The following is a 23,958-nucleotide window of genomic DNA, read 5'->3' as shown; positions in this document are numbered from 1 at the left end:
GACCAGCTCGGAACAAACCGCGCGCCGCAGGCGTCTGCGTGTAGGAACCCACCGGAGGTAAGAACCCATGGCCGTGACCGTCTCCATCCCGACGATCCTGCGCACCCACACCGGCGGCGAGAAGTCCGTCGAGGCGAAGGGCGCGACCGTCCTGCAGGTCATCGACGACGTCGAGTCCCGGCACGCCGGCCTCAAGGCGCGCCTGGTGAAGGAGGAGAAGCTGCACCGCTTCATCAACGTCTACGTCAACGACGAGGACGTGCGCTTCGCCGGCGGGCTCGAGGCCGAGGTCAAGGACGGCGACACCCTGACCATCCTCCCCGCCGTGGCCGGTGGCTGATCGATGGCTCGCTTCGAGTCCCTGCTCGACGCGCTCGGCGGCACCCCGCTGGTCGGGTTGCCCCGGCTCTCGCCGACGCACGACGTGCGCCTGTGGGCGAAGCTGGAGGACCGCAACCCGACCGGCTCGATCAAGGACCGCCCCGCGCTGGCCATGATCGAAGCCGCCGAGCGTGAAGGCAAGCTGCGGCGCGGCTCCACGATCCTGGAGCCGACGTCCGGCAACACCGGCATCTCGCTGGCCATGGCCGCCAAGCTCAAGGGCTACGGGCTGGTCTGCGTGATGCCGGAGAACACCTCGACCGAGCGCAAGCAGCTGCTGCAGGCCTACGGCGCGCGGATCGTGTTCTCCCCGGCCGCGGGCGGCTCGAACGAGGCCGTCCGGCGGGCGAAGGAGCTGTCCGCGGCGAACCCCGAGTGGGTGATGCTGTACCAGTACGGCAACCCGGCCAACGCCGAGGCGCACTACCGCGGCACCGGCCCCGAGCTGCTCAAGGACCTGCCGACGCTGACGCACTTCGTCGGCGGCCTCGGCACCACCGGCACGCTCGTCGGCTGCGGGCGGTACCTGCACGAGGCGAAGCCGGACGTCCAGATCATCGCGGCCGAACCGCGCTACGGCGAGCTGGTCTACGGCCTGCGCAACCTCGACGAGGGGTTCGTGCCGGAGCTGTACGACCCCAGCGTGCTCAACGGCCGGTACTCCGTCGGCGCGTACGACGCGCTGCGCCGGACGCGGGAGCTGCTGGAGCACGAAGGCATCTTCGCGGGCATCTCGACGGGCGCGGTGCTGCACGCGGCGCTGGCCGTCGCCGAGAAGGCCGTGGCCGCCGGCAAGCCCGCCGACGTGGCGTTCGTCGTCGCCGACGCCGGCTGGAAGTACCTGTCGACGGGGGCTTACGCGGGCTCGCTGGACGAGGCCGCCGAGCGGCTCGACGGGCAGCTCTGGGCCTGAGTCACTCGGTCTTCCAGAGCTCCGGCAGGGCCAGATCGACGTCGTCTTCGGCGGCGAGCCGCTTGAACGTGGCCATCGTCGTGGCCAGGTCGTCGACCAGCTTCGGCAGCAGCTTCAACGGCTTGGACAGCGGCCGCCAGAAGGCGTCCCAGTGCACCGGGCGGACGACCTTCGGCCCGAGCGCGCCGACCGTCTCGCGCCAGTACTCCTCCCGCCACGCCTCGGACTGCTTCCCGGCCGCTCCGGCGCCGAGGTAGACGACGTCCGCCGCGTAGCCGGCCAGGGCGCCCGGCAGGAAGTTCGCCGACGGGTGGACCAGGACGTTCCCCTCGGGGTGCGCGACGTGGAACGAGTAGCAGCGCCCGGTCTTGAAGGCGCTCGCCTTCGCCGGTACGCGGACCGGCTCGGTGATCTCGCCCGGCACCCGGTCGCCGTCGCTGTGCCGGGCGTCGACGCCGGTCACCGTGAACTCGCCGAACTTCACCGGCTCACCCGGCACCAGCTCGTGGAACGGCTCGGCGGCGAGGTCGTAGCCCTCCTGGACCCGGCGCGTCGACGGCGAGCCGCAGAGCGTGGCGCCGGTCCGCTGGGCGACCACCGGCGCGTCCAGGACGTGGTCGACGTGGGAGTGCGCCACCAGGACGACGTCCAGCTTCGTGACCGCCAGCCGGCGCAGGCACTCGTCGATCCGGCTTCGTGACGGCGAAACGCGGGTGGCCAGCTTCAGCAGCGACGGCCGCGAGAAGAAGCCGTCGACGAGGATGGCCGACGTCCCGTCGCTGATCAGGACGTTGGACACGCCGGCGAACGTGGTGCGGACCTTCGTTTCGGGCATGCTGAACAGCATGAAGGTCATCGGGCTGCTGGGCGGGATGAGCTGGGAGTCGTCCATCGAGTACTACCGACTGGTAAACGAACGGGTGAAGGACGTTCTCGGTGGCTTCCACTCCGCGCACACCGTGCTGTATTCGGTGGACTTCGCCGCGATCGAGGCGATGCAGGCCGAGGGCCGCTGGGACGACGCGGGTGCGGAGCTGAACCGCGCGGCTCGCGCGCTCGAGGCCGCCGGTGCCGACTTCGTCGTGCTCTGCACCAACACCATGCACAAGGTCGCCGAGCGGCTGACCGACGGCCTGGGCATCCCGCTGCTGCACCTCGCCGACGCGACGGCGGCCGCCGTCCGGGCCGCCGGGATCCGCCGGGTCGGCCTGCTCGGGACCGGGTTCACCATGAGCCAGCCGTTCTACCGCGACCGGCTCGCCGCGCACGGCCTGGACGTGCTCGTGCCCAGCGCCGAGGACCGCGACCTGGTGCACCGCGTGATCTACGACGAACTGGTGCTCGGCGTCGTGAAGCCGGAGTCGCGCGAGGCCTACCGGGGTGTGATCGCGCGGCTCGTCGAGGCCGGTGCCGAAGGCGTCATCTACGGCTGCACGGAGATCGAGCTGCTGGTGGGTCCCGAGGACAGCGCGGTGCCGACGTTCCCGACGACCCGGCTGCACGCCGAGGCCGCCGTCGACTACGCCCTCGGCAAGGCCCCGCTGCCCGCTTGAGTCACACGGCGACCACCGGCCCGCCGCTCACGTGGGCCTCGTGCTGGGCGACGACGACGCGCCACAACCGGTCGCGCTCCTCGGCCGTGAAAGCCGCCGACGGGATCCCGAAGATGTCGCCCGCCGCCGTCCACCAGGCTTCGGGTGACTCGACGAGTTCCTTGGCGCCGTGGCGGTTCAGCGTCAGCGCGCGCAGGGTGTCGACGCCCGCCGCGTCCCGCCGCTGGATGACGCAGACCCGCACGAACCCCGACTCCGGTGCCGTCGACAGCCACGCGTGCTTCTCGGCGAAGTCGGCCATCTCGGCGACGCCCGGCGCGAAGTCGAAGCCGGCGAAGCTGCCCGACGGGTCGTGGTCGAACCGCCAGCCGCCCGGCGCCACCTCCGACGGCCGCAGCCGGTAGGTGTGCGGACCCTGCGTGTAGGTGCCTTCCCGTAGGGGGAGCGGCTCGTGGATGCCGTCACCCAGCCCGGCGTCCACCAGCCACGTCGCCGACGGGTCCTCCGGCAGGCCCGTGACGGTCAGCGCCAGGTGGTTCCGGTCCACGTTCGGCGCGTCCGCCGCGCTGCCTTGCACTCCACCCAGGTGGCGCGTGACGTCGTAGCCGAGTTCGCGCAGCAGCGCCGAAAACGCGCCGTTGAGGTGGTAGCAGTAGCCGCCGCGGCCGCGCAGGATCCGCGCGAGCGACGCCGACGGCTCCAGCGGCGTCGGCCGGCCGAGGGTGATCTCCAGCCCCTCGTACGGCACGCGCTCGACGTGCGCCGCGTGCAGCCGCCCCAGCGCGGCCACGCCCGGCGGCTCCGCGTCGAGGCCGAGCCGCTCCAGATATCCGGTGACATCCATGGCGCGAACGCTAGCGGCAGGCACCGACAAAAACCGGCGATCCGGCCGCACCGGCGATCATCGCGGGCGGCGACAAACCCCCGGATCAGGGATTTCACCCGAGGCGGACCCGCCGGGCCCTGACGTAGCGTCGAGGACGTGAGCACCTTGCCTGTGACCCCGGACCCGGAAACCGACGCCCGCAAGCGCGTGCTGCCGCCGAAACCGAAGGCGGCCGCGCTCGTCGCGTTGTCCTTCACCCTGCTGCTCTACCTGGTCGAGCTGGCCGACGTGATCCTGCCCGGCGACCTGGACCAGGGCGGTATCCACTCGCGTGAGCTGTCCGGCCTGGACGGCGTGCTGTTCGCGCCCGTGCTGCACGCCGGCTGGTCGCACCTGTTCGCCAACACGGTGCCGGTGCTGCTGTTCTCCTTCCTCGCGATGGCCGCCGGGATCGGCCGGTTCGCACTGGTCACGGGCATCATCTGGCTGGTGTCCGGGCTCGGCGTCTGGCTGATCGGGCCGGCGAACACCGTCACGGTCGGCGCGTCCGGGCTGGCCTTCGGCTGGCTCGCCTACCTGCTGGTCCGCGGCATCTTCAACCGCGCGGCCGGGCAGATCCTGGTCGCCGTCGTGCTGCTGGGCATCTGGAGCGGGATGCTGCTGGGCCTGCTGCCGGGCAACACCGGCGTCTCCTGGCAGGGGCACGTCTTCGGCGCGCTGGCCGGCGTACTGGCGGCGTGGCTGACCGGCCGCACCGGGAAGTCCCGCAAACCCGCTCCGGCGGTCACGGGTAGCCTCGACGTGTGACCCTGCCGCTCGCTGATGCCCCGATCGGTGTGTTCGATTCCGGCGTCGGCGGGTTGACGGTCGCGCGGGCGATCCTCGAGCAGCTGCCCGCCGAACAGCTCCGCTACGTCGGCGACACGGCGCACAACCCGTACGGCCCGCTCCCGATCGCCACCGCCCGCAGCTACGCGCTCGCGGCGCTCGACGAGATCGTCGAGAGCGGCGTGAAGGCCTTGGTGATCGCCTGCAACACGGCGTCCGCGGCCTGCCTGCGCGACGCCCGCGAGCGCTACGACGTCCCGGTCATCGAGGTCGTCCTGCCCGCCGCCCGCCGCGCGGTCATCGCGACGCACACCGGGCGGGTCGGCGTGATCGGCACCGAGGGCACCGTGCGGTCGCGGGCCTACGAAGACGCCTTCGCCGCGGCGCCGGGCATCACGCTCACCAGCGTCGCCTGCCCGCGGTTCGTGGACTTCGTCGAGCGCGGCATCACCTCCGGGCGGCAGGTGCTCGGGCTGGCCCAGGGCTACCTGGAGCCGTTGCTGGACGCCGAGGTCGACACGCTCGTGCTCGGCTGCACGCACTACCCGCTGCTGCAGGGCGTGCTGCAGATCGTGATGGGCCAGGAGGTCACCCTGGTGAGCAGCGCCGACGAGACCGCGAAGGACCTCGTCCGCGTGCTCACCGAGCGGGACCTGCTGACGACCGGGGAGACCGCGCCCCGGCACGAGTTCCTGGCCACCGGCTCGGCCGAGCCGTTCACCCGGCTCGCCCAGCGGTTCATGGGTTTTGCCCCGGGTGTCCTCGCTCCCACCACCGCGTGATCACACCTTCGGGCGCTTAGGGTGGCGAAGTGCGACTGACCATCCTCGGGTGCTCCGGCAGCATCCCCGGGCCGAACGCGGCCGCGTCCGGTTACCTGGTCGAGGCCGAGGGCTTCCTGCTCGGCCTCGAACTGGGCAACGGCACGCTGGCGCAGCTGCAGGCCGTGGCCGATCCGTTCGACCTCGGCGCGCTCGTGCTCACCCACCTGCATCCCGATCACTGCGCCGACGTCAGCGCGCTCACCGTCCTGCGCCGCTACCACCCGGCGCCGCCGTACCCGGCCCGCCCGCGCCTGCTGCCGCTGTACGCGCCGGACGACGCGCCGGTCCGGCTCGCGAACGCGTACGCGCCCAACGAGACCGAGCGGGCCGGCACGGACCTCTCCGACGTCTACGCCTTCCACCCGCTGCGCTCCGAACCGTTCCGGATCGGGCCGTTCGAGGTGGTCGCGGTCGAGGTCGACCACCCGACCCCGGCGTTCGGCCTGCGCATCTCCTACGGCGGCCGGATCCTCGCCTTCACCGGCGACACCGGCCCGTGCCGGGCGCTGAACGAGCTCGCCGACGGCGTCGACCTGCTGCTCGCCGAGGCGTCCTGGACGGACTCGGCCGAGCGCCCGGCCGGGGTGCACCTGTCCGGCAAGCAGGCCGGTGAGCTGGCGCGCGACGCCGGTGTCGGACGGCTGCTGCTGACGCACATCGCGCCGTGGACGGACCCCGGTGCCGTGCTGGCCGAGGCCGCGGCCGAGTTCGCCGGGGCCGAGGTCGTCAAGCAGGGTGCCGTCTACGACGTGTGAGCGGCGCGGTCCTAGAGTGCTCTTCGTGGCTCGAAAAGATGGCAGGAACGACGACCAGCTCCGCGACATCAAGATCACCCGGGGGTTCCAGAAGTGGCCCGCGGGGTCGGTGTTGATCGAATTCGGCAACACGCGGGTGCTGTGCGCCGCGAGTGTCACCGAAGGGGTGCCGCGCTGGCGGGCCGGTTCCGGCCTCGGCTGGGTGACGGCCGAGTACGCGATGCTGCCGTCCGCGACGAACACGCGCGGCGACCGTGAATCGGTCAAGGGCCGCATCGGCGGGCGCACGCACGAGATCTCGCGGCTGATCGGCCGTTCGCTGCGGGCCTGCATCGACCTGGCCGCGCTGGGCGAGAACACGATCGTCATCGACTGCGACGTCATCCAGGCCGACGGCGGCACCCGCACGGCCGCCGTGACCGGCGGTTACGTGGCCCTCGCGGACGCGATCACCTGGCTGGCCGCGGCGAACCGGCTCAACGACCCGCAGCCGCTGTCGTCCTCGGTGGCCGCGGTGAGCGTCGGCGTCGTCGACGGCCGGGTGCGCCTCGACCTGCCGTACGAAGAGGACTCGCGCGCCGAGGTCGACATGAACGTGGTGGCCACGGACGCGGGCACGCTGGTCGAGGTCCAGGGCACCGGCGAGGGCGCCACCTTCGCGCGGTCCACTTTGGACAAGATGCTGGACCTGGCGCAGGCCGGCTGCGAAGAGCTGACCCGCCTGCAGAACGAGGCGCTGGCGCTGCCGTACCCGGGCGAGCTGCCGGAGCCGCGTCCGGACAAGAAGAAGGGCTCGAAGTGACGAAGCTGCTTCTCGCCACTCGCAACGCGAAGAAGCTCGGCGAGCTTCGCCGGATCCTGCTCGCCGAGGGCATCTCCGGTATCGAGGTGCTCGGCCTCGCGGACGTCGAACCGTTCCCGGAAGCGCCCGAAACCGCGCCGGACTTCGAGGGCAACGCCGTCGCGAAGGCACGTGACGCCGTGGCGGCGTGTGGCCTGCCCGCGATCGCGGACGACTCGGGCATCGCGATCGACGCGTTGAACGGCATGCCGGGTGTGCTCTCGGCCCGCTGGTCGGGCGGCCACGGCGACGACGACGCCAACCTGAACCTGGTGCTGGCCCAGCTCGGCGACGTCCCGGACGAGCGCCGCGGCGCCCAGTTCGTCTGCGCGGCGGCGTTGGTTTTGACGTCGGGTGAGGAAACGGTGGTCCGCGGCGAGTGGCGCGGCACCATGGTCCGGGAACGCCGTGGTACCAACGGTTTCGGCTACGACCCGATCTTCCGCCCGGACGGCGAGAGCCGGACGTCGGCGGAGATGGAACCGTCCGAAAAGGACGCCGTCTCCCACCGCGGCCGCGCCCTTCGCTCCCTGCTGCCGGCGCTGCGGGACCTCGCGGAGAGCTAGCCGCCAGTCGCTTGTGGACGGTCGTCGTCGCCCGGCGGGCGGACGGTCTCCAGGTGCCACGCCTCGCGGAAGGCGCTGATGGTGAGCCAGGCGAGCCGGGCGTTCACCGGGAACAGCTGGCGCACCGAAGTGAGGGTGTCGAAGGACGTGTCGCCCTCGGTGCGGCCGAGTTCGAGGGACCGCGGGCTGAAGGCGGGCCCGAAGACCTCCAGGATCGTGCCCAGGTAGTAGAGGTACCCCAGGGTTTCGAGCTGCAGCCGGTGCAGCTCGGCCGTTTCCGGTGTCCGCCCGCCCGCGACCGGCGGGTGCGCCGCCGCGTGCAGCAGTTTCGCCGGCTCGGCGACGGCGTGCGCGTCGATGTGGCGGACCAGGTCGCTGACGAGGACCTCGTCGTACGCGCCGCGGGTCACGACCGTGCGCAGGGCGCCGCGTTTCTCCAAGAGGTCCTGCTCGACGAGCCGGCGCGTGACGCGGTCGAGGGAACCGCTGTCGCCGACCACCTGCCGCGCGACGCGGATGAGCTCCCGCGGCAGCCCGCCGGCCAGGCAGTGGCACAGGCAGATGAACGGCTCGGGCAGGCCGAGGACGCGGCCGGTCAGCACCTGCCGCGCGTCGCCCAGCTTGAGGTACTCCACGCGGAAGATGACGTCGAAGGCGCTGTCGAACGCGTCCCGCACCGGCAGGCCCCGCCGCTCGAACGAGGCCAGGGCGTCCTCCGACACGGAGACGAGGAGCAGGAAGCCCGGGACGTCGAGGGTCAGCAGCGCCTTCACCTCGTTGACGAAGTCCTGGGCCGCGTCGGGGGCGACGATCTTGTCGAGCTCGTCGAGGATGATGACCACCGCCGGCCGCGAGACCTCCGGCTCCCGGGCGACGCACGTGATCGTCAGGTCGAGGAAGTCGCGGAACCCGCGGATGATCTCCGGGTACGTGCGCGGCTGCCGGGTCGTCTCTCGCGACCTGGTGGTGGTCGCCTCGACGCCGATCGGCAGGCCGGCCTTGCCCGACCAGCCCGCGGTGTGCTTCTGCTGGAACTCGATCTCGGCGAGCCGGTGGGTGGCGATCGTCCGCAGCTCGGCCAGGCTGCCGGGCCGCGTCCCGGCGTGCTCGGCCGGCGGTGTGGTGGCGGCCGAGCCGGGACGGCGGCGGGCGGCCATCGCGGCCAGCCCGGCCACCGCGACCACGGACACCACCGGCCACCACATCGAGGTGAGCCACACGCGGAAGTCGAACTTCGGGTCGCGCAGGGCGAACGTGCCGGCGAGGCCCAGCCCGAGCCACGCCACCACCACCGCGGCGAACGGCCACAGCCGGCGAAGCCGGGCACGGCGGGCCGGCCAGGCGCTGGGCGGCTTCGGGCTCGTGGTGGCCCGGCCGGCGCAGAAGTCGATCACCGCCGCGCACATCCGGGCGTAGAGGTACAGCGTGAACTCGCGGACGTCGTAGCGCACCGGGACGCTTTCGAGGAGCGCGACGTGCACACCGCCGGTCTTCAGGAGCTGCCCGGCCTGGTAGGCCTCCAGCAGGGTGGACTTCCCGACGCCGCGCGGCCCGGCCATGCCGACCGCGCCGCCGCTGATCCCCGCCAGGAGCGACTTCAATCGGACACCGGCCGCCGTGTCCGTGACCACCCGGTCGCCGGCCCGCATCTGGCCGAGCGAGCCGCGCTCGAGCTCCGGCAGCACCGTGCTGAACGGCGGCTCCAGGACGGCGTTGAGGTGGTGCCGCACGCTGCGCTCGACGGGTGCTGCGGCCGCCTCCGACCACGCCTGATCGGCGGCCTCCTGCAGGTTCCGTAGCTCGTCGCGGCGCCGTTCCCACGCCCGGCTGCCGTACCGCGCGACGTCGTCCGACAAGGCGAGCGGTGCCAGGAGCGACAGCGGACCGCCGAGCGCCGTCCCCGCGAGCAGGAGCGCGTCCAGCGCCAGCCAGATGACCCACGCGGGCCATGGCACCGGGACGACGCCGGTCAGCACCGGCGCCAGGAGCACGGCCACGACGACCGTGACGAGCAGCTCCCGGCGGACGACGGCCACCGCCAGGCAGCTCGCCTGTGGCTTTCTCTTGGCGGGCTGGTTGACGACGGCGTAGAGGACGAAGACCACGAACCAGACCAGCAGCGCCACGACGAACCAGACCACGACCGCCAGGACCGGGCCCATGCCCTCGGCCGACGACGTCCAGAGCCGCCAGAGGGACAGCGCGTACGTCGTGGGAACACCGAGCACGAGCAGCCAGCCGCCGCCGTCGAGCATCTTCCCGCCGGTGAGCCTTCGCCCGGCTCGCACCACGACCCGGCCGGCCGGCCACATCAGGAGGAGGCCGGCCACCACGACCGCTACCGAGGTCCAGACGTGCCCGGACGTGCTCATCGGCGCCTGGAGCAGCTGCCAGAAGACCAGGGGGACCAGCACGCCGGTGCCGAAGACCAGGCCCAGACCGGCGTGGGCGCGTTTGTCCCGTGCGTCCGGCAGCCGCGGGGCCGAGGGAGCCGGCCGCCGTTCGTGCGAGGCCAGGTCCCGGCGGGCCTGGCGCAACCGGGAGATCTGCTCGTTGGTTTCGCTGAGGAAGGTCGCCGCGTCCTCGGTCACGCGATCTTTGATCTTCGTGCGCGCCGTTTCGCGATCGGCGGCGTGGCTGATGCCTCTGTCCAGCCGATCCTCGAACCTGACCAGCACCTGCTCGGCCAGGCCCGGGATCCGGGCGTACAGCTCTTCGACCAGTTCGTCGGGGCCCTGGTCCGCCGGGACGGTGAGCTCGGCGACGTCGGCGGGGATCTGGCTCGGCACGGACACGGGACGAAAGCCTATCGGCATGTCACACGGCCGAATGGGCGAACTCTACTTGTCACTCGGGCCGAGGATCGAGACTTCGCAGTCGTGTTCGATCTTGTCCGCGTTCGGCGGTTGGGTGTCGCTTCCGTAGGTCCACGGGGACTCGTCGTTGTCCGGGGTCTCCACCACGTGCATGCCCTTGTCGTTCATGCACTGCACCCACTTGTGCATGTTGTCCTGGTACGCCGGGTTGTCGCGGTCCATGCCCCACGGCAGCAGCGGCAGCTTCGCGCGGCACGCGTCACCCGCGGCTTTGTGGTCCGCGCTCCACTTCTCCGCGCCCTCGATGCTGTTCGGCTGCGTGTCGACGTCCGCGTCGTGGTCCTTCATGCACGTGCGCCACGGCTCGATCAGCCGCTGGGACTCCTCCGCCGTCTCGTCGACGCGGTGGCGGGGGCGGCCGCCGTCCGCGTCCGTCGACGGCGGTGCGGAAGTCGCCGACGTAGCCGCGGGCGTGGAAAGCGAAGCCACCTGAGGAGCCGCGGGTGGTGGGGACGAGCACGCGGCCAAGCCGAGGAGCAAAGCCAGACCAGCGAGGAAACGAAGTGCCATGAGCAGAGCATGACCGGCGCTTTTCAGGAACTCGTCAGGACGGCGTGAGCGACTCACGCCAGCGCCTGCGTCGGCGGCATCCGGGCGGCGCGCAGCGACGGGTGCAGGCCCGCCGCCACGCCGACGACCAGCGCGCCGAGCACCCCGCCCACCACGGACAACGGCGGGATCACCGGCGGCCACCCTTGGTATGTCGCGTATCCCAGCGTGACCAGCACGCCCACCGACGTCCCGGCGATGCCGCCGAGGCCGGACAACGCCACCGCCTCGGTCAGGAACTGGTCGCGGATCTGGCCGCGCGTCGCCCCCAACGCGCGGCGCAGGCCGATCTCGCGACGGCGTTCCAGCACCGAGATGAACATCGTGTTGGCCACGCCGACCCCGCCGACCAGCAGCGCGACGCCGGCCAAACCCAGGAACAGCGCGGAGAACGCCGTCTGCGTCGCCTGTTTCGCCGCCAACGCGTCCGACGGCCGGGACACCTGGACCAGGCCGGGCAGCTCCGGGTTCAGCGTCGCCGGCAGCACCGCGCGGACGTCGCCGATCGCGTCCTCGCGGGACTTCACGTAGATCACGGTCGGGTGGCCGTCGAAGGCCAGGAACCGTTTCGCCGAGCCCCAGCCGACGAGGACCGCGCGTTCGACGTCCGGCGCCAGCGGCATTGGCGCGAGCACACCCGTGACCGTGTACCAGGTCGTCCCGATCATCACGACCGGCGGTGCCTGACCCGGGACCAGGGAGGGGATGCCGAGCCGGGACGCGGCCACGTACCCCAGCGTCACCACGGGCAGATCCGAAGTCTCGAACCGTCCTGATTGGACACTCCCGTTCAACGCTGCCAGCAACCCCGGCGACGCGGCCAGCACCGAAAGGCCCGAGCCGTCCTGCGGGTCCGTGCGGTCGGACCGGCGGACGACGGCGTGGGTGTTCGCGACGGCCGCCGCGGTCGTCACCGGGCCGATCCGCCCGACGCTGCCCAGCGCGGACTCCGGCAGCACGACCGGCGGCGTCTGGTTCGGCTGCGGCTCGGCGCGGAGCATGTTCGTGCCCAGCGCCGTCAGCTTGTCCAGCAACGCCGCCTGGCTCGACGCCGGGATGCCGGTGACCACGATCATCGTCGCGATGCCCAGCGCGATCCCGAGCGCGGACAACGCCGCCCGCAGCCGCCGCGTCCGGATGCCGAGCAGGCCCAGGGAAAGCACGTCCACCAAGGAAAGCCGCGCCGCTTTCACGCCGAATCCCGCACGATCCGGCCGTCACGGAACTCGACGCGCCGGGGCAGCCGCGCCGCGATGTCCCGGTCGTGCGTGATGACGGCGATCGTGGTGCCGTCGGCGTGCAGACCGGTCAGCAGGTCCAGCACGGCCTCGCCGTTGGCGGTGTCCAGCGCGCCGGTCGGCTCGTCGGCCAGCACCAGCGCCGGGTCGTTGACGACGGCGCGGGCGATCGCGACGCGCTGGCGTTCACCGCCGGAAAGCTCGTGTGGCCGGTGCTCGACGCGGTGCGCGAGCCCGACCCGGCCGAGCGCCTCCAGCGCCAGCGGGCGGCGCTGCCGGCGGGGGACACCCGCGTACAGCAGGCCGGTCGCCACGTTGTCCACAGCGGACAGTCCGTCGGTCAGGTGGAACTGCTGGAACACGAACCCCAGCCGCCTTCCACGCAACGCCGACAGGTGCCGGTCGCTCAGCCGCGTGACGTCTTCGCCGTCGAGTTCCACCGTCCCCGACGTCGGCAGGTCGAGCGTCCCGGCGATGTGCAGCAGCGTCGACTTGCCGGAGCCGGACGGCCCGGCGATGGCCAGGAGTTCGCCGTCGGACACGGTCAGCGTGACGTCGTCGAGCGCGACGACGTCGCCGGGATAACGCTTGCTCACCCCGCGCAGGGCCAGCACCGGCGTCACGACGTCGTCACCACCTTCAGGCCTTCGGCGACGCCCGCGCCGCGGACCTCGACGAGGTCGCGCGCGAACATCCCGGTCTCGACGGCCTTCAGCGTCCCGTCCGGCAGCTGCACGGCATAACCGCCTTCGCGCAGCGCGATCAGCGCGCCGACCGGGACCGCGAGCACCCCCGCGTGGGTCTCGGTCGCGATCCGCACCTGCACCGCCGCGGAGTCGAGATCGGCGACGGACTGCGGGTCGTCGGGGGTGACCGTGACGTTCACCTTGGGCGGCCCCTGTCCCTCCGCGACGTCCGTGCTGACCGACGTCACCTTCGCCGGGACGCTCTTGCCGTCGGGTCGGACCACCGAGACGGCGGCGCCGGTCTTGATCGCCGCGACGTCCGAGGCGTCCACCGGCGCGACGACCACCTTCGTCGTGGACGTCACCGTGAGCAGGGGTTCCGCGACCGGGTCGCCGGGCTGCGCGGTCACCGAGTTGACCCGCACCGGGCCGGTCAGCACCGCGACCTGGCCGACGTCGAGCGTGCCCGTCTCGTCCAGACCGGCCTTCTTCTGCCACTTCTTCAGGACATCGGCGAACGTGAACGTCTTCGGGTGCCCGACCTTGTACCCGAGCGCGGCCAGGTTGGCGGCGACCATCGTGACGTCCGGCCCGGACAGGTCCGGGTTGTCGAGCTTGCGGAACAACGGCGTGTCGCCGAAGAACACCGGCACCGGCCGACCGTCCACGGAGTACAGCGCGTGGCCGCGCTGAGCGACGTCCCCGATCGCGGGCAGCTTCGTCACGGTCCCGGCGCCGGTGCCCTTCAGCGGCTGTGGCGTGCCGAAGCCGAGGGTGCCGGTGAAGGACTGCGTGTTCGCCAGGTCCGTCTTGCGGACGGCGACGGTCGTCACCGCGGGCGGTGGCGCGGCGGTGACGGCGGTGCCGCGCCCGTGCCGGACGACGAAGAACGCCGTGGCGCCCAGCAGGACCACGACGACGGCGGTGACAACCAGCCACACCCACCGGCGCCGGCCACCCGATCGGGTTGTGCTCATGGCGTCAGCCTCACAGCGGAATGTCAGGGACCCATGAGGAAATCGTGGTCTTCCGGTAGCCGCGCTTATGCTCGGGACCATGTGCGCCCACATCGTGCTGGCCGAGGACGACGCCAAGCAGGCCGAGCTCGTCCGGCGCTACCTCGAGCGGGAGCGGCACACCGTGGTCGTCGTCGGGGACGGCACCGCCGCGCTGGACCTGGTCCGCCGGCACCCGCCGGACCTGCTGGTGCTCGACGTGATGCTGCCCGGGATGGACGGCCTCGAGATCTGCCGCACGCTGCGCGCCGAGACCGACCTGCCGGTGCTGATGCTCACCGCACGCTCCACAGAGGACGATCTGCTCGCCGGCCTCGACCTCGGCGCCGACGACTACGTCACCAAGCCGTTCAGCCCGCGCGAGCTGATGGCGCGGATCCGGACGCTGCTGCGCCGCGCCGCCCCCGCGCGTCCCGGCGGGACGACCCGCGTGGGCGCGCTGACCGTGGATCCGCTGCGCCACGAGGTGACCGTCGACGGTCACGCGATCGAGTGCACTCCCGGCGAGTTCCGCCTGCTGGAGCTGATGGCCGCCCAGCCGGACCGCGTGTTCACGCGCGGCCAGCTGCTGGAGCACCTGCACGGTTTCGACCGCTACATCACGCAACGCGCGATCGACGTGCACGTGATGAACCTGCGCAAGAAGATCGAGGCCGACCCGCGGCGCCCGGCGCGGCTCGTCACGGTCTACGGCGTCGGCTACAAGCTGACCGCGGGCGCCGATGCGCCGTAGCCTCCTCCTGCGGTTGTTCGTGCTCTCGGCGCTGGTCGCGGTGGCCTCGATCGCCGCGACCGCGTGGCTCGCCGCGCGCACGACGTCCGGCGCGATCCAGCAGGAGCAGGGCCAGGCGCTCGCCGACGACGGCAACATCTACCGCGGCCTGCTGAAGTACGCCGCGACCCACCCGAACTGGCGCGACGTCGCCGCCGAGGTGCGCGGCACCGCGTCGATCACCGGCCGCCGCATCGCGCTGACGCTCACCGACGGCACGCCCGTCTTCGACTCGGCCACCGACGGCCGGCCGCTGCCGCTGCGGCCCTCGATCGTCGTCGACCCGCTGCAGGTCGACTCCGGGCTGGGGCAGGAAACGACCGCCGACCGGATCGACCCCGACGCCGTCGGGCCGTACGCGCTGTCCGACGCCGACCGCACCCGCCTCGGCGCGCTCGCCCAGCGCGTCCTGCGGTGCGTGCAGACGCGCTCCGGCGCCGGCACCGTCGTGACGTCGCCGGGTGGGCACCCGCGGATCGACGGCGCCGACCCGTTCGTGCTGTCGTCGTGCAACGGCAGCACGCTCAGCCTGCCGGCGAAGTCCGAACAGGCCGCGCTGGACCAGCTGTCGACGCTGGTGAGCGCGTGCCTGAACCGTGGGCCCGAGCCCAAGCCGCTCGCCCAGGTGCAGGTGCTGCTCGACTTCACCTGGGTGCAGAAGGGCGTGGTGCGCAGCGCCGAGTCGAACCAGGCCGTCCAGTCGTGCCTGAGCGCCGCGCGGCGGGAGCAGCTGACGCCGTTCGTCGCGCCCGCCGCGTCGCTCTACCTCACCGCGCCGGGCGGCGAGGCGCCCACTGGGTTCACGCTGTCGCCGGAGAACAAAGTCCGCCTGTTCGAGGTGGCCGGCGGGATCCTGCTGCTGACGCTGGCCGTCACGGTGCTCGGCGGGATCCGGCTGATCCGGCCGCTGCGCGCGCTGACGGGTGCGGCGAAGCGGATGGAAGGCGGCGAGAGCGGCGCTCAGGTCAAGGTGCGCGGGCGTGACGAGATCGCGCGGCTCGGGACCGCGTTCAACGCCATGTCCGCCAGCCGCGAACGCCTGGAGGAGACGCGCAAGGCGATGGTCAGCGACATCGCGCACGAGCTGCGGACGCCGCTGAGCAACATCCGCGGCTGGCTGGAGGCGACGCAGGACGGCATCAGCCGCCTCGACGACGAGCTGGTCGACTCGCTGCTCGAAGAAGCCGTCCACTTGCAGCACATCGTCGACGACCTGCAGGACCTGGCGCTCGCCGACGCCGGCGCGCTGCGGCTGCACCCGGAGCCGGTGGACGCGGCGCACCTGCTGGCCCAGGTCGCGGCGGCGCAGCGCCCGGCGGGCATCGCGCTCTCGGTCGAGACGCCCGCCGCCCTCGAGGTGACCGCCGATCCGGTGCGGCTGCGCCAAGCCGTCGGCAACCTCGTGTCGAACGCCGTCCGGCACACACCCGCCGGCGGCTCGGTGGTGCTGCGCGGCCGGCGGGACGGCGACGACGTCATCATCGAAGTCGCCGACACCGGCACCGGGATCGCCGCCGACGACCTGCCGCACGTGTTCGACCGGTTCTGGCGCGCCGACAAAGCACGGACCCGGGGGACCGGCGCCAGCGGTCTTTCGGGGGCTCCGGGTGGCGGAGCCCCCGGCCCGGAGCGAAGCTCCGGTTTTCACAGCGGCCTGGGGCTGGCCATCGTCCGGAAACTGGCGGAGGCGCACGGCGGCACGGTCACCGCGGCCTCCGTTCCCGACCAGGGTGCGACGTTCACGCTGCGGCTGCCCGCTGGTACAGCGGCTGGGTGACCGCTGTCGTGAACTGCGGCCCGAACAGGTAGCGCGTGCAGTCCGGCGTCTGGTCGAGGCAGAGCGAGCCGTCGGCGTGCAGGTACCAGGCCTCGGTGTCGACGCCGACGACCACGCCGTAGCCGGTCTTCCCGGAGAACGCCGTCAGCCGCGGCCCGCCACTGGCGCCGCCGCCCATGTCGCACGGCACGCCCCACTGACCGCGCGGCATCGAGACGTCGGCGTTGCCCGGGTTCTCCTTCGGCGCGCCCCAGCAGTGCGCGACGCGCTGCCCGGTGAACTCCGGACGTCCTTGGTGGCCGGGCGTTTTCGCGGCACGCGGGTAGCCGAACTCCTGCGCCGGCAGGGTGCCGGGCAGCCCGATGCCGAGTGGCTGGGCGGCCTGGGTGACGTCGGCGGCGCGGCGGCCGTGGCCGTCCGGGCTCAGCACCAGGAACGCCTGGTCGTGGCCGGACTGCTGGTCGTCGGTCACCCAGGTCGTGTCGGCGAAGGCCGCGCGGGCGACGAACTCGCCGTACGGGCGGATGTTGTCCCGGAACCCTGGCACGAAAAGGAGTTTGCCTGTCCACTGTGGATCGTTGCCGATCAGGTCCATGGTGTGGACGCAGTGCCCGCCGGTCACGACGGTGCTGCGATTGGCCGCGGCGACGAGCGTCGCGGTGCAAGACGGCCGCGGCGAGCACGGGGATCTTCGCTGCCATGTGGGTGTCCTCCCTTTCGTAACCCGGGCAGCGTCCCGAAAGGGTGTGTGGAACCGATGAGCGAGCGGTCAGCCGCCGATCAGGCGGCTCACCGGTGCGGCCTCACGAAAGGGGCTGGGCGGCATACCGATGGCGCGCCGGTAGCGCGCGTCGCATTCAGTGCAGCGGTGCGGCGCGCCGCGGTCACATCGCCGCGCCAGTGCCTCGAACGCGGCGACGCCGCGGGCTCCGCAGAGCATGACCAGCGTTTGCCCGGGTTCGGGTATGCCCGGCAGCTGCGTCCGGTGCCAGTACCCGCCGAGCACCGGATGTATCGCCACCGGATCGATGTGGATCATGGCGCTGGGCAGTTCTTGGTTTCCTCCCACTTCTGTAGTCTCGGCAGCACAGCGGGTGAGATGAACCGAGGCGGTGTCTGCTGGTGTCTGCAACCGAGGGTGAGTACGAGTCGGGCGCGCGATTACGCGCCGCTCGCGAGTACGTGAAGCTGAGCCTCGCCGAGATGGCGACGGCTGCGAACTTTTCCAAGTCCTACCTCGGGCAAGTGGAGACCGGGGTCCGGCCGGTTACCCTCGATGTGGTGACCGCGTACGAGAAGGTGCTGGGGAATGGCATGAAGCGCAAGGACATCACCCACCCGAAGCTCAGGAAGATCGAGGACGGCGAGCACCTGGCCGCCGTCAAGGCCGCGGTCGAAGCCGGTGATCCCGGCATCTTCGCCGAAGGGCCGACGTCGAGCACGATCGACGCGGCGGTCGCTCCCGTCGTCAGCGCGGCGGGCGTCGAGAACTTCCGCCGGTGGGCGGTCACCGGGAAGACGTCGACGTTGCGGGCCAACGCCGTGTCCATCATCGGGTTCCTGCCGGGCCGCGAAAACGCCGATCTCGTCGCTCGGGTGCTCGACACCGACGATCGGGTCCGTGAGCTGTGCCTCGCGTCCGAGGTGTCGCGGCTCATGCAGTGGGACTGGGTGACGTCGAAGGCCGTCGCGGCCGATCCGGTCACCGCGCCTGATCCGCGGAAGCTGGCCGCGAAGCTCGCCAAGGAAGCCGTTTCCGAAGACTCCGAGGCGCGCTGGTGTGCCGGTTGGCTGCTTCAGCGGCTCGCGCCGGCGTTGGCCGGCTGACGGCGTGAGCTGCCCGGCCCGCGGCCGGGCAGCTCCGCGGTGATCAGGCGGCCAGGCCGAGGTCCCGGATCAGCTTCGCGACGTGACCGGTCGCGCGGACGTTGTAGAAGGCCTGTGCGATCTTGCCTTCCGGGTCGACGACGAACGTCGAGCGGATGACGCCCAGGTACGTCTTGCCGTAGTTCTTCTTCTCGCCGTAGGCGCCCCACGCCTCGATCACGGTCTTGTCCGGGTCGCCCAGCAGCGGGAACGTCAGCTCTTCCGTCGCGACGAACTTCGCGAGCTTCGCCTGCGTGTCCGGTGAGATGCCGATGACCTGGTAGCCGGCGTCGTTCAGGTCGGCGAGGTTGTCGCGGAAGTCGCAGGCCTGCTTGGTGCAGCCCGGCGTGCTCGCGGCCGGGTAGAAGTACACGACGACGGACTTGCCGCGGAACTCGCGCAGCGACACTTCCTTGCCCTCGCTGTCGGGCAGTGCGAAGTCCGGGGCGTCGTCACCGGGGGAAAGGCGCTCGGTCATGCCGCCGAGCGTAACGGGCGCCGGCTCAGGCGGGTCCGCAGTAGGTGACCACGGCTTCTTCGGTCGTGCTCGGCCTGAACCGCAGCCGGAGCTGCGTCGGGTCCTGCGGCACCGCGAAGGCCAGGGTGACGTGCACCGAGCGGCCCGGCAGCACGTCCTTGCCCGCGTCGGCGATGCCGGTGAAGCCCTGCGTCGTGTCGACGACCTGCTTGACCGCCGCGCCGGCCGCGGTGGCCGTGACCGCGAGGCCCGAAAGCTTGTACGTCGTGGTGCCGTTGTTGGTCAGCAGGACGTCGAAGGCCGCGCCGCGCGGGCTCTGCGGGTACGCCGACGGGCTGGGCTGGAACGACTGGGGCGAGCCGACCGAGATGGTGACGCCGCTGGCGAACCGGTGGTCGGCCCCGAACTTCAGGTCGTTGCCCGCCTGGGCCGCCGCGGCACCCGCGGGTGCGGGGGAGCCGGCGCCGAGCGCGGCGGTGCCTTCCTGCGCCGGGACCCCGCACGCCACCGCCAGGCACAACAGCCCTGAGGTGAAAATGATCTTGCACGTGCGCGCGGGCGCCATCGCGGGTACTCCAGTCGGCGGGTCGGGGGTGCCGTCGGCATCGGGGTGTGCCGGGCGAACCCGCTCCACTCTGGTCGTGATCGCGCGGGGTTACGAGGCGCCACGGGGGGTTGTCGCGCACCTGGTGCCGCCCCGTGGCCAATCCGTGACCGGAACGGCACGGGTGGTGACAATCACCATCCACGTGCCACTTAAACCGCGAGGGCGAACAACAGGATGAAGATCGCCACTCCGGCGACCCAGGCGGCCATCAGCCAGCCAAAATCGCGGACCGGGTCGACCGCGCGGCTCTCCTCGCCGGGCACGTAGACGCCGCGTCCTTCGAACCAGTCCGCCCAGCGGGCGAACCAGCCCAGGGGGTTGCGCGACGCCATGGCTCACCTCCGGGTACCGGCTTCCCCGTCACCCTACGGGTTCGGCGCCGGAGACCGGAAGGCGCGTGATGATCAGGAGTTTCGTCCCGAACCCGGCACAGCGCGCCGCTCGTTCGAGCGGGTTCGACGGCTTCGACCGGCCGTCGCGACGGCGGCGGGCGGAGGCCGGGCCACCCGGGGTGGTCCGGTCGCCCGCCGGTCGCCGTCCGGCCGGCTCCGTTCGGTGACGCCGGCACGTCGCGGTCCGTGGTCGTCTCACTGGCTGCGATGTGATACGCCACGGCCGAGTGAACGTCGGCGTCACCCGTGTAGAGCTTTCCGCGACGGTCGGAGGACGCCGTTGCGCTGCAGGATCGACACGGCACGCACGGTGGCGTAGCCGCGCCATTCGAGGGCCGCGGCGGGCGAGAAGCTCGCGAAGTCGACGCGCCAGCCGCCGTCGTCCTGCTGCTCCCCGGCGAGCCGCCGCAGCTCGGCGTCGATCACGTCTTGCTTGAACAACGCGCGCGCCGGGCGGTCCGGCAGCGGCGCGAAGTCCAGAGCGCGCAGGGTCTCGCCCTCGGACCCGCCGGCCACCGCGGCCAGGCCGTCGGCCGGGACGAACGCGCCGAGGTGGTCCAGCAGCTCGCTGGCGTCGGGGTGAATGTCGTGGGCCGCGTCGGCGAACTGCACCGCGAAGGACAGCACGATCGCGTGCGGGGCTTCGGAGAGTTCCTTGATGGCGCGGAAGCAGTACTGCGTCGCGCCGGCCAGCCACGGGTGGTCGCGCACGGCGCGGTCGTGCCGCGCGACGCGCAGCGCGACGGCGGCCGCGAACGCCGTGCTCTGCAGGGTGGCCTCGTCGGGATCGGCCTGGACCCAGAACGGCGCGCAGCCCGCCGGGTCGGCCACCGGCAGCGCGAAGGGCAGGCCACCGTCGGGGCGGGACGCGCCGGCCAGCCAGTCGCAGAGCTTCGCCGCGTGCGGCGCGGTGCCGGGGGCGATGTCTTCGAACACCTCGAACGCGTGCAGGGCGCCGCCGGGCTGGCTTTCCGGGGCGCGCAGGTCCGGCTCGAGACCCCAGCCGTAGCCGCCGTCGGGATTGCGATAGCCGTCGGCGGCGGCGAGCACGGCGGCGGCGTCGGTCTCGCCGAGAAGCAGTTCGAAGCGGCGGCGGTCGAGGAGACGGGCGTGCGTGGCCAGGAAGGACGCCGCCGCGGAGAGGTTCGCAGTCACCGGTTCAGGGTCGCACCGGCGTGGCCGGCGGTCTTGAACGGATCGGCGGTCAGGGCAGTTGCGCGGCCGGCGCCGCGGCCTCGCGCAGGCGCGCCGCGTCCTGGCCGGGCGGCGCCCCGAACAACCGCCGGTACTCGCGGTTGAACTGCGACGGGCTGTCGTACCCCACGAGGTGTCCCACCCCCGCGATGTCGCCCGCGCCGGCGACCAGCAGGGACCGCGCCTCCTGCAGGCGGATGCGCTTCTGGAACTGCAGCGGGCTCATCGCCGTCACCGCGCGGAAGTGGCGGTGGAACGCCGACGGGCTCATGCCGGTCAGCCGCGCCAGCTCGTCGACGCGCATCGGCTCGGCGTAGTTGCCGCGGATCCAGCGGATCGCCCGGCTGACGTGCGACAGGCTGCTGTCGGCCAGGCCGATCTGGCGCAGCAGGCCGCCGTGCGGGCCGGTGAGCAGCCGCCACAGGATCTCGCGCTCGATCAGCGGCGCGAGCACCGGCGCGTCCGCCGGGTGGTCGAGCAGGCGCAGCAGCCGCGCGGTGGCGTCCAGCAGGTCGGCGCCGGCGTCGCCGATCGCGATCGGCGACGTGTCGCGCGAGCGCGTCGGCGGTGTCTCCAGCAGCAGCGGCGCGATGGCCGCGGGCCGCAGGGCCAGGCCCATGCCCAACGCCGGCGTCCGCGGTGACGCGCCCACGAAGTGGCCGGTCACCGGCAGGTCCGTGGTGACCAGGAGGTACTGCCCGGCCGTGTACTCGTGCACCTGCTCGCCCAGGAGCAACCGCTTGCCGCCCTGCGCCATGACGACCAGCAGCGGCTCCGTCAGCGAATGGTGCGGCTCCGCGGAGTCCACTTTGGACAACAGCAGGCCCGGTACGCGGGTGCGCAGGTCCGCGTGGGCGTGCGCCGCGATGAGGTCGCGGATTTCGGCGAGCAGCATGCCTCAAGGGAACCAAGGTCGGCAGGATCGTGCAAGAGGCCGCGTGGATCGATCTACCGCTGAGCTGGCACTTAGCGTTTCCTGGTACCAGGTAATCCGACACGCAAGGAGCGTTTCATGTCACTCGACCACTACGTCACCCTCGGCCGGTCCGGACTGCGCGTCAGCCCGTTCGCGCTCGGCGCGATGACCTTCGGCGAGGACCCGGGCGGCGCCGGCTGCAGCGTCGAGGAGTCCGAGAAGATCCTCGCGTCCTACCTGGACCTGGGCGGGAACTTCGTCGACACGGCCAACTTCTACACCAACGGCCACTCGGAGAAGATCCTCGGCGACTTCTTCGCCGCGCGGCCCGGGCGTCGGCAGCACGTCGTGCTGGCGTCCAAGTTCTTCGGCAACATGTTCCCCGGCGACCCGAACGGCGGCGGCGCGGGCCGCGCGTCGATCATCGCCCAGCTCGACCAGACCCTCCGCCGCCTGCGGACCGACTACCTCGACCTGTACTGGCTGCACAACTGGGACCGCAACACCCCGATCGAGGAGACCCTGCGGACCCTCGACGACCTGGTCCGCGCGGGCAAGATCCGCTACGTCGGCTTCTCCAATACCCCGGCGTGGGTCACCGCGCAGGCCCAGACGACCGCGCAGCTGCGGGGCTGGACGCCGCTGATCGCGCTGCAGGTCGAGTACTCGCTGCTGGCCCGCACCGTCGAGGGCGAGCTCGCCCCCTTCGCGCTCGACCAGGGGATCGCGCTGACGCCGTGGAGCCCGCTGAAGAACGGCTTCCTGTCCGGCAAGTACCGCCGCGGCGCCGGCACCCCCGAGTCGGCCCGCACGGCGTACGTCGGCGGCCCGAGCGAAGCGGAGTTCGACGTCATCGATGTCGTCGCGGCGATCGCGGATGAGCTGGGCACGACGTCCGCCGCGGTGGCCCTGGCCTGGCTGCGCGCCCGTCCGGGCACGGTCGTCCCGATCGTCGGCGCCCGCCGCCTGGAGCACCTGACCGGCAACCTCGCGGCGCTGGAGATCGCCCTTTCGGCGGACCAGCTCGCCCGGCTGGACGACGTCTCGGCGCCGACGCTGGACTACCCGGCCCCGATGCGCGGCGCCCAGCGCGCGATGCTGCAGTTCGCGGGCACGACGGTCGACGGGGAGCCGTCGGCGGTCTACCCGCCCCTGCTGCAGAGCGACGTCCGCTACTGACCGCGGAACGTCCGGCGGTAGGCGTCCGGGGCCACGCCGACCGTGCGGTGGAAGTGCCGGCGCAACGTCGTGGCCGTGCCCATGCCGACCGCCTCCGCGATGGCGTCGACGCTGCTCTTCGACGTCTCCAGCAGCTCCTGCGCGCGGCGGATGCGCTGGGTCAGCAGCCACTGCAGCGGCGTCGTGCCGGTGACCGTCCGGAAGTGGCGGGTCAGGGTGCGGGTGCTCATGCCGGCCCGCCGCGCCAGGTCGTCCACCGACAGCGGCCTGTCCAGGCGTCCGGTCGCCCAGGGGAACAGCTCGGTGAGCGGGTGGTCGTCCCGGGCGGGCACCGGCGCGGGGACGAACTGGGCCTGGCCGCCGTCGCGGTGCGGCGGCACGACGAGGCGGCGGGCGATCGTGTTGGCGACGGCCGAGCCGTGGTCGGTGCGGACCAGGTGCAGGCACAGGTCCATCGCCGCGGCCTTGCCCGCCGACGTCAGGACGCTGCCGTTGTCGACGTAGAGCACGTCCGGGTCCACGGTCACCGCCGGGTAGCGCGCGGCCAGCACGCCGGTGTGGGCCCAGTGGGTCGTCGCGCGCAGCCCGTCGAGCAGGCCGGCGGCGGCCAGCACGAACGCACCGGTGCAGAGGGACGCCACCCGCGCGCCCCGCGCGTGGGCCTCGCGCACGGCGTCGAGCAGGTCGGCCGGCGGGGCGATGTCGACGTCCGCCCAGCCCGGGACCAGCACCGTGTCGGCGCGCGCCAGCCGGTCGAACCCGTGCTCCGGCTCCAGCCGGAACCGGCCGACCAGCACCGGTGCCGAGCCGCAGACGGCGAAGTCGTACCGGGGGTTCTCGCCGAAGACCTCCGACGCGATGGCCAGCTCGAAGGAGAGCATCCCGTCGGTCGCGGCCAGCGCCACAGTCTTCATGTCCGGAATTG

Annotated in this window: 27 protein-coding genes; 12 read left to right on the top strand and 15 right to left on the bottom strand. The window is 72.3% G+C overall.

Annotation, left to right across the window (positions count from 1 at the left end; all coding sequences use genetic code 11):
• The first annotated feature begins 67 nt into the window (after positions 1-67).
• Together OG439_RS29735 and OG439_RS29730 are read left to right on the top strand one after the other, a co-directional pair.
• Positions 68-340, top strand: a complete 273-nt coding sequence (locus OG439_RS29735) for a MoaD/ThiS family protein (RefSeq protein ID WP_247056999.1) — start codon at positions 68-70, stop codon at positions 338-340.
• Between the two features lie 3 nt (positions 341-343).
• Positions 344-1,294, top strand: coding sequence for a PLP-dependent cysteine synthase family protein (locus OG439_RS29730; protein WP_247056997.1), 951 nt, complete (start codon positions 344-346; stop codon positions 1,292-1,294).
• A gap of 1 nt (position 1,295) precedes the next feature.
• On the opposite strand, the gene OG439_RS29725 is transcribed toward OG439_RS29730, so the two are convergent.
• Entirely contained in the window at positions 1,296-2,129 is an 834-nt protein-coding gene (locus tag OG439_RS29725; RefSeq protein WP_326944088.1) for an MBL fold metallo-hydrolase, read from the bottom strand.
• A 10-nt stretch (positions 2,130-2,139) separates the two neighbouring features.
• On the opposite strand from OG439_RS29725, the gene OG439_RS29720 reads away from it, so the two are divergent.
• A complete protein-coding gene (locus tag OG439_RS29720) occupies positions 2,140-2,847 on the top strand; it encodes an aspartate/glutamate racemase family protein (RefSeq protein ID WP_326951646.1) in 708 nt (235 codons plus the stop codon).
• Position 2,848: 1 nt separating this feature from the next.
• Here the strand turns inward: OG439_RS29720 and OG439_RS29715 are convergent, their stop codons facing one another.
• The gene (locus tag OG439_RS29715; protein ID WP_326944087.1) at positions 2,849-3,691 is read right to left on the bottom strand and encodes an arylamine N-acetyltransferase family protein; all 843 of its coding nucleotides are present in this window, start codon (positions 3,689-3,691) and stop codon (positions 2,849-2,851) included.
• Between the two features lie 138 nt (positions 3,692-3,829).
• Here OG439_RS29715 and OG439_RS29710 point away from each other — a divergent pair, with 138 nt between their 5' ends.
• Genes OG439_RS29710 through rdgB form a run of 5 tightly spaced genes read left to right on the top strand, consistent with a single transcriptional unit; the run spans position 3,830 to position 7,487 of the window.
• Positions 3,830-4,480, top strand: coding sequence for a rhomboid family intramembrane serine protease (locus tag OG439_RS29710; RefSeq protein ID WP_326944086.1), 651 nt, complete (start codon positions 3,830-3,832; stop codon positions 4,478-4,480).
• Entirely contained in the window at positions 4,477-5,283 is an 807-nt protein-coding gene (murI, locus tag OG439_RS29705) for a glutamate racemase (protein WP_326944085.1), read from the top strand. The genes OG439_RS29710 and murI overlap by 4 nt, the downstream gene beginning before the upstream one ends.
• Positions 5,284-5,312: 29 nt before the next feature.
• Complete coding sequence (locus tag OG439_RS29700) at positions 5,313-6,080, top strand: MBL fold metallo-hydrolase (RefSeq protein WP_247056990.1); 768 nt, start codon at positions 5,313-5,315, stop codon at positions 6,078-6,080.
• 25 nt (positions 6,081-6,105) lie between these two features.
• Positions 6,106-6,882 carry a ribonuclease PH gene (gene rph / locus OG439_RS29695; RefSeq protein ID WP_326944084.1) on the top strand — a complete coding sequence of 259 codons (777 nt, stop codon included), beginning with the start codon at positions 6,106-6,108 and terminating at the stop codon, positions 6,880-6,882.
• Positions 6,879-7,487, top strand: a complete 609-nt coding sequence (gene rdgB / locus OG439_RS29690) for an RdgB/HAM1 family non-canonical purine NTP pyrophosphatase (RefSeq protein WP_326944083.1) — start codon at positions 6,879-6,881, stop codon at positions 7,485-7,487. Before rph ends, rdgB begins: the two co-directional genes overlap by 4 nt.
• Here the strand turns inward: rdgB and OG439_RS29685 are convergent.
• The 5 genes from OG439_RS29685 to OG439_RS29665 all read right to left on the bottom strand — a co-directional run bounded on the left by OG439_RS29685 (position 7,484) and on the right by OG439_RS29665 (position 13,813).
• Positions 7,484-10,282 (bottom strand): transcriptional regulator, encoded by a 2,799-nt coding sequence (locus OG439_RS29685; protein ID WP_326944082.1) that lies wholly within the window; start codon positions 10,280-10,282, stop codon positions 7,484-7,486. The two genes, rdgB and OG439_RS29685, sit on opposite strands and share 4 nt — an antisense overlap.
• A gap of 45 nt (positions 10,283-10,327) precedes the next feature.
• Positions 10,328-10,792, bottom strand: coding sequence for a hypothetical protein (locus OG439_RS29680; protein ID WP_326944081.1), 465 nt, complete (start codon positions 10,790-10,792; stop codon positions 10,328-10,330).
• Positions 10,793-10,926: 134 nt separating this feature from the next.
• Complete coding sequence (locus tag OG439_RS29675; protein ID WP_326944080.1) at positions 10,927-12,105, bottom strand: ABC transporter permease; 1,179 nt, start codon at positions 12,103-12,105, stop codon at positions 10,927-10,929.
• Positions 12,102-12,773 carry an ABC transporter ATP-binding protein gene (locus OG439_RS29670; protein WP_326944079.1) on the bottom strand — a complete coding sequence of 224 codons (672 nt, stop codon included), beginning with the start codon at positions 12,771-12,773 and terminating at the stop codon, positions 12,102-12,104. The genes OG439_RS29675 and OG439_RS29670 overlap by 4 nt, the downstream gene beginning before the upstream one ends.
• Positions 12,770-13,813 carry an HlyD family efflux transporter periplasmic adaptor subunit gene (locus tag OG439_RS29665; RefSeq protein WP_326944078.1) on the bottom strand — a complete coding sequence of 348 codons (1,044 nt, stop codon included), beginning with the start codon at positions 13,811-13,813 and terminating at the stop codon, positions 12,770-12,772. Before OG439_RS29665 ends, OG439_RS29670 begins: the two co-directional genes overlap by 4 nt.
• Positions 13,814-13,892: 79 nt before the next feature.
• On the opposite strand from OG439_RS29665, the gene OG439_RS29660 reads away from it, so the two are divergent.
• Together OG439_RS29660 and OG439_RS29655 are read left to right on the top strand one after the other, a co-directional pair.
• Positions 13,893-14,585 (top strand): response regulator transcription factor, encoded by a 693-nt coding sequence (locus OG439_RS29660; protein ID WP_326944077.1) that lies wholly within the window; start codon positions 13,893-13,895, stop codon positions 14,583-14,585.
• The gene (locus OG439_RS29655; protein WP_326944076.1) at positions 14,575-16,401 is read left to right on the top strand and encodes a HAMP domain-containing sensor histidine kinase; all 1,827 of its coding nucleotides are present in this window, start codon (positions 14,575-14,577) and stop codon (positions 16,399-16,401) included. The genes OG439_RS29660 and OG439_RS29655 overlap by 11 nt, the downstream gene beginning before the upstream one ends.
• Here the strand turns inward: OG439_RS29655 and OG439_RS29650 are convergent.
• Both OG439_RS29650 and OG439_RS29645 read right to left on the bottom strand, forming a co-directional pair.
• The gene (locus tag OG439_RS29650) at positions 16,364-16,948 is read right to left on the bottom strand and encodes a trypsin-like serine peptidase (RefSeq protein ID WP_326944075.1); all 585 of its coding nucleotides are present in this window, start codon (positions 16,946-16,948) and stop codon (positions 16,364-16,366) included. The genes OG439_RS29655 and OG439_RS29650 overlap by 38 nt on opposite strands.
• 222 nt (positions 16,949-17,170) lie before the next feature.
• Positions 17,171-17,440: a hypothetical protein gene (locus OG439_RS29645; RefSeq protein ID WP_326944074.1), complete on the bottom strand. Its 270-nt coding sequence runs from the start codon at positions 17,438-17,440 to the stop codon at positions 17,171-17,173.
• An 83-nt stretch (positions 17,441-17,523) separates the two neighbouring features.
• On the opposite strand from OG439_RS29645, the gene OG439_RS29640 reads away from it, so the two are divergent.
• Complete coding sequence (locus OG439_RS29640) at positions 17,524-18,228, top strand: helix-turn-helix domain-containing protein (protein ID WP_326944073.1); 705 nt, start codon at positions 17,524-17,526, stop codon at positions 18,226-18,228.
• Positions 18,229-18,271: 43 nt separating this feature from the next.
• Here the strand turns inward: OG439_RS29640 and bcp are convergent, their stop codons facing one another.
• The 5 genes from bcp to OG439_RS29615 form a co-directional block, all read right to left on the bottom strand.
• Entirely contained in the window at positions 18,272-18,745 is a 474-nt protein-coding gene (gene bcp / locus OG439_RS29635; protein WP_326944072.1) for a thioredoxin-dependent thiol peroxidase, read from the bottom strand.
• Positions 18,746-18,770: 25 nt separating this feature from the next.
• Positions 18,771-19,310: a hypothetical protein gene (locus tag OG439_RS29630; RefSeq protein ID WP_326944071.1), complete on the bottom strand. Its 540-nt coding sequence runs from the start codon at positions 19,308-19,310 to the stop codon at positions 18,771-18,773.
• A gap of 191 nt (positions 19,311-19,501) precedes the next feature.
• Positions 19,502-19,684: a hypothetical protein gene (locus tag OG439_RS29625; RefSeq protein WP_247056974.1), complete on the bottom strand. Its 183-nt coding sequence runs from the start codon at positions 19,682-19,684 to the stop codon at positions 19,502-19,504.
• Positions 19,685-19,984: 300 nt separating this feature from the next.
• Complete coding sequence (locus OG439_RS29620) at positions 19,985-20,899, bottom strand: hypothetical protein (RefSeq protein ID WP_326944070.1); 915 nt, start codon at positions 20,897-20,899, stop codon at positions 19,985-19,987.
• A 49-nt stretch (positions 20,900-20,948) separates the two neighbouring features.
• On the bottom strand, positions 20,949-21,830 hold the full coding sequence (locus OG439_RS29615; protein WP_326951645.1) for an AraC family transcriptional regulator: 882 nt from the start codon (positions 21,828-21,830) through the stop codon (positions 20,949-20,951).
• A gap of 120 nt (positions 21,831-21,950) precedes the next feature.
• Between OG439_RS29615 and OG439_RS29610 the strand changes: the two genes are divergently transcribed.
• Positions 21,951-23,033 carry an aldo/keto reductase gene (locus OG439_RS29610; protein ID WP_326944069.1) on the top strand — a complete coding sequence of 361 codons (1,083 nt, stop codon included), beginning with the start codon at positions 21,951-21,953 and terminating at the stop codon, positions 23,031-23,033.
• On the opposite strand, the gene OG439_RS29605 is transcribed toward OG439_RS29610, so the two are convergent.
• Positions 23,027-23,947: a helix-turn-helix domain-containing protein gene (locus OG439_RS29605; protein WP_326944068.1), complete on the bottom strand. Its 921-nt coding sequence runs from the start codon at positions 23,945-23,947 to the stop codon at positions 23,027-23,029. The two genes, OG439_RS29610 and OG439_RS29605, sit on opposite strands and share 7 nt — an antisense overlap.
• Positions 23,948-23,958 lie beyond the last annotated feature (11 nt).

The organism is Amycolatopsis sp. NBC_01307 (genome assembly GCF_035975215.1).
Taxonomy (GTDB): domain Bacteria; phylum Actinomycetota; class Actinomycetes; order Mycobacteriales; family Pseudonocardiaceae; genus Amycolatopsis.
The sequence above is the reverse complement of the archived record's forward strand: the minus strand, read 5'-3'. Positions and strand labels throughout refer to the sequence as shown.